The sequence below is a fragment of the Pseudoscardovia radai genome, assembly GCF_002259605.1.
GTDB lineage: Bacteria > Actinomycetota > Actinomycetes > Actinomycetales > Bifidobacteriaceae > Pseudoscardovia > Pseudoscardovia radai.
Map to the genome: position 1 here is coordinate 1 of NZ_MWWR01000024.1, position 11,697 is coordinate 11,697.

Genomic DNA, 11,697 nt, shown 5'->3' on the forward strand with positions numbered 1-11,697 from the left:
CCTGCGAGGCGGCCTGGCTCATGGCGTCGGCGTCGAAATACCCCATGTCCTCCACGGCCTTGATGTCCGCGCCGACCGGCACGTACACATACCACGCGTCATCCATCTGGTAACCCGGGTCATCGAGTGAACTGTCAACACCAGGGTCTTGGCGAATCTGCCCGTCCACGCAGACCTGCATGGAGTTCCCTCCGGACATGGTCTCGCGCTTCCAGTACTTCCAGTCGCCGTCGGTCCCGCAATAGCCGTTGGTGACCTGCCGCCACGTGGTGAGTTCAAAGGTGCCGGTGTTGCCGAACAGGAGCGGGCTGTCCTCCCAGTGCGGCGCCCTGTCCGTTCCGAGAGATGTTGTCGTGTCTGGGTTATACATGCATGTGCCCTGCGCGAAAAAGCACGGGAAAAGCTCGGTCATTCCGGAAACATCCGCCGAACCCGTCTGGCTGGAGTACAGATCGCAGTAGGAGCCGCTGCAGTCCTTGCTGAGGGTGATGCAGTCGCCGTCCTTGCGGCAGTACGTGCCTTGTGCGGCTTCCGGACCGTCGTTGCCCCCTGTGGTGAGGTAGATGTAGATTCTGGTGAAGACGTCGTGCGTGCTGGACGAGTCGACGCCGTAGTAGAGGGTGACGCTGGTCCCGGCCGCCGCGGCGGTGCCGAGGGCGGGGTCGCTTGCGACGACCTTGCCCACGTTCGCCTTCGTTGAGAACTTGGCCTTGCGTGTCACCGTGTAGCCGCGCGATTCGAGGTCGGCCTGCACGGCGTCGGGGTCCTGTCCGTAGTAGTCGACGGGGATGCCGGTGTCGCTCTGCGTGGCGACGGCCACCGTGATGCCCTTGTCGGTGTCGGTGACGGGCTGCCCGTCGGCCGGATACGTGGCGACGACGGTGCCCGGCTGTGGGGAGGAATCGGCGGGGCCGAAGGACGAGCCGGGCACGCTGGTGACGACGGCCCTGTAGGTGACGGGCACGTTCATGCCGGCCAGCGTCTGCTTGCTGTCCGCGGCCTTCGCGCCGACGGTGCCGGAGGGCACGCCGGGGCCGAGGGACTCCACGATGTCGACGAGGTCGCCGTGCCTGAGCTGCTGGCCCTCGGACACGTTGGAGAACGAGAGGAACGCCCCGGCGTTCTTGCCGGAGTACTGCTGGCTGCGCGTGGTCTGGAAGCCCTCGGACCTGAGTTCGGCCTCCACCTGGTCCGCGGTCAGGGAGTCGACGGTCGCGCCCTGTTTGCCGGCCAGCTGGTCGAGAGACGGCACGGGAACGCTCTGCCACGGCAGCATGCCACGCGTGCCCAGGAACGTGGCGGTGCCCGCCACAAGCACAAGAACAACCACGATGACGGCCGCCACAATGCGCATCGTGGTGCCGCGACGGTTCGTGGCGGGTGCCGCGGTCACCACGGGGGACGGGGTGACCGGTGTCTGTGCCGGTGCAGGTACGGGGACCGGCACAGGCGCGGGTGCCGGGGCAGGCTCTGCGTTCGCAAGAAGTGACAGATCCGGCATCCGCGTGCCGCAGTTCGTGCAGAATTTCAGGTCGGATGCCACCGGATTTCCGCAATGCGGACAATACATACAAACCCCTGTCTCTCCGAAGGCCCCCACTTTTCGAAGGCCCCTTGCTGAATGTCGCGGCTGAATGTCGCGGGAGCGGCCGCGCGCATAGGCTCAGGATACCTCACGGCGCCGCGCGGCGTTTTCGCCGTCTCCGTCCATCGCATGCGTCTCCGCCGCTCCATGTGCCCCATCGTCCCGTCCAACCCTTCTGTCATCCGGCCGTCCGTCTTCCCGCTCACGTCTCGTCACCGCGCCCGTGATATCGTGTTTCTGCTTGAAGAACGAGAGGAAAGGGGCCCGGGTGAACTCACGGGAGAACTCACAGACAACACGAACCGACGCAGCGCAGACAACCACAGCGCAAGTAACCGCCGCGCATGGTGGCGGCGCCATCCCGGGCATCGCGCGACGTCTCGCGGCTGCTGCGGTGGCCTTCGGTCTGACGGCCCTCGCCGGCTGCTCCGCTCCGTGGTCGAAAACCGATGCCGCGAGCGCCTCCGCCTCGCCCTCCGCCTCGCAGGCCGCCGCCACGGAGGCGGCAGACTCCGCCTCGCCGAGCGAATCGTCGACCCCCGAGACGCAGACCTATTCGGCCGATGTCTTCCTCGCCGGCGACTACCTGCTGCACAGCCCCGTGTACGACGACGGCCTGCAGGCGGACGGCACGTACAACTTCGCCTCCCAGATGTCCGGCCTCGGCGACATCTCCACCGGCTACGACCTCAAGTACTACAACCAGGAATCCATCCTCGGCGGCACCCAGCTGGGCCTGTCGACCTACCCGTGCTTCAACAGCCCGCAGGAGGCCGGTGACGCCATGGTCTCCATGGGCTTCAACCTCGTGTCCACGGCGAACAACCACTCGCTCGATAAGGGCGAGAAGGGCATCCGCAGCTCGCTCGAATACTGGGCGCGCCAGGAGCAGGAGCACGGCGTGCACACGGCCGGCACCTACGAGTCGTGGGACTCGCAGCGCGCCATCCCCGTGTACGAGAAGAACGGGATCACGTACACGTTCCTGTCGTGGACGTACGGCTGCAACGGCATCACGCCGCCGGCGGGCGAGGAGTACCTCGTCAACGAGTACCCGGGCCGCGAGCAGGAGATGCTCGACCAGGTGCGCCAGGCCGCCGCCGAAAGCGATGTGACGATCGTGGCCATGCACTGGGGCACGGAGTACGTGTTCGAGCCGACCGCCGAGCAGCAGACGCTCGCCCAGGAGCTCGCCGACGCCGGCGCCGACATCATCGTGGGCAACCACCCGCATGTGGTGGAGCCCGTGCAGTGGATCGGCAACGCCATCTGCTACTACGCCATGGGCAACACCATGAGCGCGCAGGATGACATCGACAACCAGGTCGGCATGGTGGGAGGCGTGACGATCACGAAAACCGTGACCGGCGACCAGAGCGCGGTGCAGCTGAGCAATGCGCGCGCCGACCTGATCTACACGTATCACGACGCCTCGTACCACAATTACCAGGTGATTCCGTTCGACCGCCTTGATGACGCGCATCTGGCCAGCCACGAGGCCGTGTACCAGAAGTACTCGCAGTACATCACGCAGATGGATCCGTCGATCGGCGTCGGCGGCGTGCGCAAGCAGTGACGGCGCGGCGGAGGTGACGGCGCGGCGGCCGCGGTCGTGATGGAATGCGGCCGCGCCTGAATACGACGGGGCCCGGATGTCTGAACGGTATCAGGCATCCGGGCCCCGTGTCCGTATCCGTCGTCATGCACGCCGCGTCAGGGCGGCGGCGCGGCGCAGGGGGAGAGGCGAGGGGAGAGGCGTCACTTCTTCTTGGATTCCTCCGCGGGGTTGTCGATCAGCGTGTAGCCCTGCTCCACGATCACCTCGCGCAGCTTCTGCAGGTACAGTTCGGCGGCGTTCGAGAGATTCGCGCGCTCGTTCGTGATCCACCCCAGGCGCATCGTGCGGTCCGTGTCCAGCGGAATCGTGATGATCTTCTCGTTGTTGAGGTCCTCGTTGTCGATGCCCGTGCACACGGTGTAGCCGTTGAGGCCGACGATGAAGTTGAGGATGGTGGCGCGGTCGGTCACGTTGATCTGCTTGGGGGAATACTCGGGCCAGACGGCCTCCTCCGCGAAGTAGAAGCTGCCTTCCTCGCCCTGGTCGTACTGGATGAACGGGTAGGGCTTGAGGTCGTCCATCGTGACCATGCGCTTGGCCGCGAGCGGGTTCTTGCGGCTGATGAACACGTGCAGCTTGGCGTCGAACAGCGGGTGGAACACGAGGTGCTTTTCGCGCAGCATCTTGCCGATGACGTTGCGGTTGAACTCCGAGGTGTAGATGATGCCGAGCTCCGACTGCATGTTCGCCACCTGGTTGATGATGTCCTTGGTGCGCGTCTCGCGGATGGTGAACTCGTATTCGTCGGAGTCGATCTCCTTCATCATCTTGACGAAGGCCTCGACGGAGAACATGTAGTGCTGCGTGCTGACCTGGCACAGCTGCTTGCGGGGCTTGGTGTGCTTGTAGCGTTCCTCGAGCAGCTCCGTCTGGTCGAGGATCTGGCGCGCATAGGTGAGGAACTCGGCGCCGTCGACGGTCAGGGCGATGCCTTGCGAGGAGCGTGTGAAGATCTCGATGCCCATCTCCTTCTCGAGTTCCTTGACGGCCGAGGAGAGCGCGGGCTGGGAGATGTACAGTTCGTGGGAGGCTTCGTTCATGGAGCCGCACTCCACGATTTTCACGATGTATTTGAGCTGGAGTAGAGTCACGCCTCGATTTTAGCGCCCGGCATGGCCTTGTTCGTCGGACGGACCGTCCACGATGTCGCCTTCGATCGCGCGTGGCTCGGCGGGAGAATCGTCGGCCTTCCTGCGCGCGTCCTCGGCGCCGCGCCTGGCCTTGTCGCCCAGCGCGCTCGCAAAACTCGCGAAACGCTGCGCCCCGGTGTGGAACGCCTTCGCCACCTTGTCGGCCGCCTGCGAATCGGCGGCCTGCTGATAGGCCTTGCCCATCGCGTAGGCGGCGTGGCGCAGGCCGTCGTCGGCGGACTGCTTCGCCTCCTTGTAGTTGTCGGACTGCGTGAAGTCGTGGATTGCCTCGCCGGCCTTCGCAGCGCCGGCCTTGGCCGCCTCCACGGCGGACCTGACCTGCTCGGATTCGGCGATCTTGCGCGCCTGCTCCTCGGCCTTCTTGCCCAGATCGTTGATATACATATGCGTCTCCCTTGTGCGTGCCCCCGCTGGATGTGTCCCTGCGGGCGCGGCATTCGTGCGTCCGGGCTGCGATGCGCGAGGGGCGGCGCTCGCCTGCCAATGCCCATTCTACGGTGGGCGGGGCGCGGGTCCCGGGATTGCGCGGACGGTTTGCGCTGGGCGTAAAGCGCCCGGCGTGGGGCGGATTGACGTACTCGATGGACATGTGCTTGCCTTCATCGCAGGTGACCTCGCTACGCTTATCGTCGGCGATTTCGCGCAGGCTGCCGCGAGGGCGGACCCGATCTGGGCAACGTCGAGAAGGTGCTCGGGCATGCCGCCGCTACGGGGCGCGGTTCGCTTGCCCCGCGGGCCCTGTCAGGCGCCGAGCAGGGCGGGCAGTTCGGTGAGCGATGCGATGCGCGTCACCTGGGCGGCGGAGTGCTCCGTGTTGGGGATTTTGAGCAGGGCGTGGCGCGAGTCGAGGTGGTGAGACGGCCGGTCGATCCAGAAGCCGTGCATGCCGGCTACGCATGCGGCCTGCGCGTCGATGTCGAACTCGTCTCCCACGTAGGCCACCTCGCCGGGGTCGAGGCCGAGACGGCGCGCCGCCTCACGGAAGACGCGGGGATCCGGCTTGCCGAAGCCGAAGGTGTCCATCGTGACGAGAAGGGGCACCTCGTCCGCGCATCCGCAGGCGGCGAGCTTGCGCGTCTGCAGTTCGGCGGCGGCGTTCGACAGCGCGCCAAGGCGCAGACCGAGCGCGTGCAGCGCGTCGAGGCAGGGGCGCACGTCGTCGTGCGCCGTCCAGTTCGAGCAGAACGTGTTCCAGAACAGCGGCTTCCATTCGTCGAGGTAGTCCTGCCAGGAGAGGGCGGGGCCGCCGAACGCCTCGTTGAGCTCGTTGGCGCGGGCGAAGCGCTGCTCGTCGAAAGTGCATTCGCCGCGCGTGTAGCGCCGGTAGTGGCCGTTCGGGTCCTCGCGCCACATGTCGATGGCGCGGGCGGTCTGCTCCTCGCCGAGCCCGGGCATGTACCGCGCCACGATCTTGCGGATGCCGATGGAAAAGGCGCGGGCCGAGTCGCAGATGGTGTCGTCGATGTCGAAGACGACGGCGCGGATGGCGGACGGGGCGGGATTGGTACCGGACGGAGCGGGGGCTCCGTTAGGCGACACGCCCGGAGCCGTGTCTGGCGTGTCGCGCGGGTCGAGGGGCGTGCGGGGCCGCCCCGTCCCCGGCGTGTCCGGCGTGTCGGACGCGGGTCGTGCGGATGCTTCGGTGGTCTGCGGGCGATGCTGTGTCATACGGCCACCATAGGCGGCGGGGCGGTCCGGCCTCCCGTCGCGCCATCCCGGACATACGACCGGACATACGACGGCGCCCCGGGAACGATGGGACTCCCGGGGCGCCGTCCGAAGAGGCTGCCGTCGCGGCGGTCACGCCGCCGGTCCGGTCACCGCGTCAGGCGCGGCCGCCTCGTCGGCGGACGGGGCGCTCGCGGGGGCCGCGGCGCGATGGCGGTATTCCTCGTATTCGCGTTCCTCGTCGGCGGACGGCTTCTGCGCCATGTAGTCGCGGTAGTCCTTGAGCCACGGGATGATGCGATGCTCCATGCCCGAGTCGTTGGGCTGGTAGTACTCGTGCCCCTCCATGCCCATGGGCAGGTACTCCTGGTGCACGAAGCCGCCGAAATCATGGGGGTTGAGGTAGCCGTTGCCCTCGCCCTCCTTCTTCGCCTCCTCGTCGAGGGGCTCGCGCAGGTGGTCGGGCACGTCGCCGATGTATCCGTCGTGGATGTCGCGGCTGACCGCCTCGGAGGCGCGCTGGATGGAGTCGGATTTCGGCGCCGTCGACACGTACACGACGGCCTCGAGCAGCGGGAAGCGTGCGTTGGGCATGCCGAGGCGGTCGACGGCGTCCGCGGCGGCGGTGGCCACGCGCAGCGCCTCCGGATCGGCCATGCCCACGTCCTTGGCGGCCGTGGTGATGACGCTGCGCGCGATGAACTTCGGGTCCTCGCCGGCGTTGAGCATGCGCATCGCCCAGTAGACGGCGGCGTCCGCGTCGGAGCCGCGCATCGACTTGATCATGGCGCTCGTCATGTTGCTCTGGTCCTGGAAGGAGTAGCGGGCCACGTTGTCGGCCACGGCGCGCACATCGTCCGCCGTCAGAATCACGACGCCGCTGTCACCGCCCTCCCACACGGCGCGCGACGCGGCCGCCTCGAGCGTGGTCAGGGAGCGTCGGGCGTCGCCGCCGCTGCTGACGATGAGCATCTTGCGCGCCTCGGGGTCGAGGCGCACGCGCCCGTTGAGGCCGCGCGGGTCGGCGCAGGCGCGGTCGAGGATCTCGCCCAGGTTGTCCATCGTCAGCTTGTGCAGGTGCACCACGATGCATCGCGACAGCAGCGCGGGCTGCAGCACGCTCGCCGGCGGCTCCGTGGTGGCGGCGATGAAGCACATCATGCGCTTCTCGACCACCGGCAGGAGGATGTCCTGCATGTCCTGGGGCAGGCGGTGGATCTCGTCGATGAACAGCACGCATTCCTCGTTGCGGCGGCGCAGACGGGAGATGGTGGCGAGCGTGGCCGTCAGGTCGGACACGTTAAGGTTCACGGCGTTGAGCTTCATCATGTGGCGGCCGGATTCCTGCGCGACGAGCTGCGAGAGCGTCGTCTTGCCGGTTCCCGGAGGGCCGAACAGGAGGGCGGCTCCCGGCACCGCGAGCGACGACAGGTCGGGGTTCTGCGCCATGAGCATGAGCGGGGAGCCCGGAGCGACGACCTCCTCCTGGCCCACCACGTCCTCGATGCGCCGCGGTCGCATGCGTTCGGCAAGTGGTTTCAACGGCTCCGTCCGGGTCGTCTCGTAGTGGGGAATCTCCATATCCATCGGTTCGCTCCCTTGCAGTGTCTGATGCTGTGTCGGTTTGTGCCCTCCGGCGCCGCCCCGCATGGGGCGCCGCCGCTCAACAGGACCGCGCCGTCGCGGCCCCGCCTCCAGACCATAGTAGTCCGTCCCCGGCCGGAAACACGTCGTGTCACCGGCGATGCGACGGCGCGGCTGCGGGGCGAATGCTCCGTGACGCCGGACACGCCCGTCGCACGCCGTGCCACCCACTGTGACCGGGTGGCACTACGATGAGACTTCGGCCGCGCCGCGCCATACGGCGCGCGGCGACGGCGGCAGACGACACCGACAGCGCACAGGAGGCACGCATGCCCATCGAGGCCCAGCAACTGGAGATCCGCATCGGAGCGAGGCAACTGCTCAAGCCAACCGATTTCCACGTGTCCGCGGGAGACAAGATCGGCCTCGTCGGGCGCAACGGCGCCGGCAAGACCACCCTCACACGCGTCATCACCGGCGACATGCTGCCCTCCGGAGGCTCCGTGCGCGTCACCGGCAAGCTCGGCTACCTGCCCCAGTCCACGCACGCCGCCGACCCCGGGCAGACCGCCCTCGACCGCGTCATGAGCGCCCGCGACATCGCCAGCCTCATCTCCCGCATCCGCAAGGCCGAGAAGGAGATGACCGACCCCGACCCCGACGTCATGGAGAAAGCCATGCGCCGCTACGACCGCGCCATGCAGGACTTCGAGAACGCCGGCGGCTACACCGCCCAGTCCGAGGCCATCAAGATGGGCGAATCCCTCGGACTGTCCCAGGAAGTGCTCAAGCAGACCCTCGGCACGCTCTCCGGCGGCCAGCGCCGCCGCATCGAACTGGCCCGCATCCTGTTCTCCGACGCCGACACACTCATCCTCGACGAGCCGACCAACCACCTCGACGCCGACTCCATCGAATGGCTGCGCGGATACCTGAAGAACTTCGAAGGCGGCTTCCTCGTCATCTCCCACTCCACCGAGCTCCTCGACGAAGTCGTCAACAAGGTGTGGCACCTGGATGCCCAGCTCGCGCAGATCGACATGTACTCCATGGGCTGGAAGGCGTATCTGCATCAGCGCGTGGTGGACGAAGAACGCCGCCGCAGGGAGCGCGAGGTGGCCGAGAAGAAGGCCGAACGCCTCATGAAACAGGGCATCCGCCTGCACGCCAAGGCCACCAAGGCCGTCGCCGCGCAGAACATGATGCGCCGCGCGGAGAAACTCCTCGAAGGCACCCAGGAGGCGCAGCGCAAGGAGAAAGTCGCCGACATCCGCTTCCCCGAACCCGCCCCGTGCGGCCGCACGCCCATCATGGCCAAGGACATCTCCAAGGCCTACGGCAGCAACATCGTGTTCGCCGGCATCAACCTCGCCATCGACAAAGGCTCCCGCGTCGTCATCCTCGGCTACAACGGCGCCGGCAAGACGACCACACTGCGCATCCTCGCAGGCGAGGAGACGCCCGACACCGGCGAGGTCGTCTACGGGCACGGCGCCAAGATCGGCTACTTCGCCCAGGAGCACGACACCGTCGACGACACCCTGACCGTGCTCGAGAACCTCCAGCACGTCGCCCCCGAACTCAACGACACCCAGGCCCGCTCCATCCTCGGCTCCTTCCTCTTCTCCGGGGACGACGCCATGAAGCCCGCCCGCGTGCTCTCCGGCGGCGAGAAAACACGACTGGCGCTCGCGACGCTCGTGACGAGCCGCGCCAACGTGCTGCTTCTCGACGAGCCGACGAACAACCTCGACCCCGCCTCGCGCGACGAGATCCTCAAGGCGATTGCGAAATACGAGGGCGCCATCGTGCTCGTCACCCACGACGAGGGCGCCGTGGAGGCCCTCAACCCGGAGCGCGTGCTGCTCATGCCCGACGGCGACGAGGACCTCTGGAACGACGAGTACCTCGACCTCGTGGCCGAGGAGTAGCGCGCCCTCGCACACGTCCCGCCCCATTCAATCCGCTTATCAAGTCGCTTATTCCGCACCTTCCGTGGTATGCTCGCCCTCACGGCATGCAGCATGCCGGGTTCTTCCGCGAAGGTGCGGGAAACCAGTGGGAGACGGCAGAACATGGGAGGAATGAATATGAAGCTTGCGGAGGCCTTGCAAGAACGCGCCGACCTCAAGGTGAAGATTGACGATCTTTCGGGGCGTTTGATGCGTAACGCATTGGTACAGGAGGGCGAGAAGCCCGTTGAGGATCCACAGGCGTTACTCGTCGCCCTTGACGCGGCGATCGACCGTTTGGCCGTTCTCATCGCGAACATCAACCTCACCAACGACCGCACCGTTGTGGACGGACGCACGATTACGCAGATCATTGCCCAGAAGGACTGCGAAGGAACCCGTTTGGTCGCATACCGCCAGCTCATCCGGTCTGCAAGCGCCAGCACGGACAGGGCCAGGGGAGCGGAGATCAGGATCCGCCCCACGGTGGATGTGGCTGCGTTGCGAAAAGAAGCCGACCGGATCGCCAAGCGCATCCGCCTGCTTGACAACACGCTCCAGGCCACGAACTGGTCGACCGAACTCATGGAAAGAGACGACGCGGCCTCCGGCTCCGGCGCGGCGAGCTGAGTGTTCAGAAGGTAGTCCTTGCGCGCAGGGTGGATACCACCGCGTTCGAATCGCACATTTCTTGAGTTGGCATATCGTCGTAACAAAACCCACGGGACGGGACGACGCTCACAGCGCAGGTCCTCATCTCGCACAGGCGCATATCAACGGCTCACAGAGCACCACCGGGTGTCAGCTGAACGCAAGGACGAGGGCAGGGTACGGGGAACATGAGTCTCCTCTCCGTTCGTCGCATGACGGGCGGAGAGGAGATTTTTTCATGCCGGCCGTCCGGCATTCGTGATGGCGGCGCGATGTGCGCGTGGGGCCCACGATTCTAAAAAATCCTGATGGGGGACTCAAAGCAATGCCTCGAACCACGCCGCGGCAAGGGGGCCATGGCGGCGTTAGGCTGGGCGCAGCAATCGGAAACCATCGATAGGGAGGCGGAAATGACCGGCATCGCATTCCATCGCGCGGCGCGTCGTCCCTCCGCCGGATGGATTCCCCCGACGGCCCCGCCCCGTCGGCGAATGCGATAGTCTGCGCATCCACGGGGCGGCCGGTCGGCACGGCCGAAAACCGGATGCGCAGACCCGACGCGCGGCGACGCGCGCCAATCGTTCCCCATACGCCGAATCCCACGCCACCGGCATCCCACGCCACCGCAAGGCAGAAGCCGCCACGGTCGCATGGGCGCGGGCGCATCCGCGCCACATGGCGACGCATCGAAGCGCCACGCCGGGAAACCGGGGCGTGCCCACATTGCCAGGACAAGCACAAGAAGCGTTGGGGAGCAGTGCGCCCCGACACGGACAGGAACGAGAATGAGCATCACTTCGCAGAACACCGAGAACGGACGGAACACGCAAGACGCCCCGGGCGCGGCGGGCACCGACGGCGTAGGCTTCGACACACGCAGCCTACACGCCGGATACGATCCGACAGGGCACCTGGACGCCACCTCCGTGCCCATATACGCCACCGCCGCATACGACCTGCACACCGCGGAACGCGGATCGCGCACAGCCAACGGCAAGGAGCCGGGCGCCCACCTGTACTCGCGCGCATCCAACCCCACGTCCGACGTGCTCGAGGCTCGCCTCGCCTCCCTCGACGGAGGCAAGGCAGCCGTCGCCTTCGCATCCGGCATGGCCGCCATCGCCGCCACCATCCTCACCCTCGCCGACAACGGCGGGCGCATCGTCGCCGCAAACGCCCTGTACGGAGGCACCTTCGACTTCATCACCAACATCCTGCCCGCACTCGGCATCGGCGTCGACATCATCGACAGGATCGACGACCCCGCCTCCCTCGAGGCGGCCATCGGTCCCGACACGCGCCTCGTCTTCGTCGAAAGCGTCTCCAACCCCACCACGCGCATCGCCGACATCGACGCCATCTCACGCGTCGCCCACGCCCACGGCGTCGCCGTCGTCGTCGACAACACGCTGCCCACCCCGTACCTGTACCGCCCCATCGAACACGGAGCCGACCTCGTCGTGTACTCCACCACCAAAGGCATCAACG

9 protein-coding genes are annotated in these 11,697 nt (G+C 66.8%); 4 read left to right on the top strand and 5 right to left on the bottom strand.

Going from position 1 to position 11,697, the window contains the following annotated elements:
- A partial coding sequence (locus PSRA_RS08820; protein WP_158216386.1) for a PASTA domain-containing protein occupies window positions 1–1,543 on the bottom strand: 1,543 nt, incomplete at its 3' end.
- Window positions 1,544–1,853: 310 nt separating this feature from the next.
- On the opposite strand from PSRA_RS08820, the gene PSRA_RS08830 reads away from it, so the two are divergent.
- Window positions 1,854–3,161, top strand: coding sequence for a CapA family protein (locus PSRA_RS08830; RefSeq protein WP_143516464.1), 1,308 nt, complete (start codon window positions 1,854–1,856; stop codon window positions 3,159–3,161).
- Window positions 3,162–3,343: 182 nt separating this feature from the next.
- On the opposite strand, the gene PSRA_RS08835 is transcribed toward PSRA_RS08830, so the two are convergent.
- The 4 genes from PSRA_RS08835 to PSRA_RS08850 all read right to left on the bottom strand — a co-directional run bounded on the left by PSRA_RS08835 (window position 3,344) and on the right by PSRA_RS08850 (window position 7,609).
- On the bottom strand, window positions 3,344–4,294 hold the full coding sequence (locus PSRA_RS08835; RefSeq protein ID WP_094661531.1) for a LysR family transcriptional regulator: 951 nt from the start codon (window positions 4,292–4,294) through the stop codon (window positions 3,344–3,346).
- A 9-nt stretch (window positions 4,295–4,303) separates the two neighbouring features.
- The gene (locus PSRA_RS08840) at window positions 4,304–4,738 is read right to left on the bottom strand and encodes a hypothetical protein (RefSeq protein ID WP_094661532.1); all 435 of its coding nucleotides are present in this window, start codon (window positions 4,736–4,738) and stop codon (window positions 4,304–4,306) included.
- A gap of 357 nt (window positions 4,739–5,095) precedes the next feature.
- Window positions 5,096–6,022 carry an HAD family hydrolase gene (locus PSRA_RS08845; protein ID WP_094661533.1) on the bottom strand — a complete coding sequence of 309 codons (927 nt, stop codon included), beginning with the start codon at window positions 6,020–6,022 and terminating at the stop codon, window positions 5,096–5,098.
- Between the two features lie 132 nt (window positions 6,023–6,154).
- Entirely contained in the window at window positions 6,155–7,609 is a 1,455-nt protein-coding gene (locus PSRA_RS08850; RefSeq protein WP_158216387.1) for an AAA family ATPase, read from the bottom strand.
- Window positions 7,610–7,935: 326 nt separating this feature from the next.
- Here PSRA_RS08850 and PSRA_RS08855 point away from each other — a divergent pair, with 326 nt between their 5' ends.
- The 3 genes from PSRA_RS08855 to PSRA_RS08865 all read left to right on the top strand — a co-directional run.
- On the top strand, window positions 7,936–9,537 hold the full coding sequence (locus tag PSRA_RS08855) for an ABC-F family ATP-binding cassette domain-containing protein (protein ID WP_094661535.1): 1,602 nt from the start codon (window positions 7,936–7,938) through the stop codon (window positions 9,535–9,537).
- A 159-nt stretch (window positions 9,538–9,696) separates the two neighbouring features.
- Window positions 9,697–10,188, top strand: a complete 492-nt coding sequence (locus tag PSRA_RS08860) for a DIP1984 family protein (RefSeq protein WP_094661536.1) — start codon at window positions 9,697–9,699, stop codon at window positions 10,186–10,188.
- Between the two features lie 806 nt (window positions 10,189–10,994).
- On the top strand, window positions 10,995–11,697 hold a 703-nt coding region (locus PSRA_RS08865; RefSeq protein ID WP_143516466.1), incomplete at its 3' end, for an aminotransferase class I/II-fold pyridoxal phosphate-dependent enzyme.

Excerpts from the sequence above, each read along its gene's own strand:
- PSRA_RS08845 (WP_094661533.1), bottom strand. The coding sequence starts at position 6,022 with ATGACACAGCATCGCCCGCAGACCACCGAAGCATCCGCACGACCCGCG.
- PSRA_RS08855 (WP_094661535.1), top strand. The coding sequence starts at position 7,936 with ATGCCCATCGAGGCCCAGCAACTGGAGATCCGCATCGGAGCGAGGCAA.
- PSRA_RS08860 (WP_094661536.1), top strand. The coding sequence starts at position 9,697 with ATGAAGCTTGCGGAGGCCTTGCAAGAACGCGCCGACCTCAAGGTGAAG.
- PSRA_RS08840 (WP_094661532.1), bottom strand. The coding sequence starts at position 4,738 with ATGTATATCAACGATCTGGGCAAGAAGGCCGAGGAGCAGGCGCGCAAG.
- PSRA_RS08850 (WP_158216387.1), bottom strand. The coding sequence starts at position 7,609 with ATGGATATGGAGATTCCCCACTACGAGACGACCCGGACGGAGCCGTTG.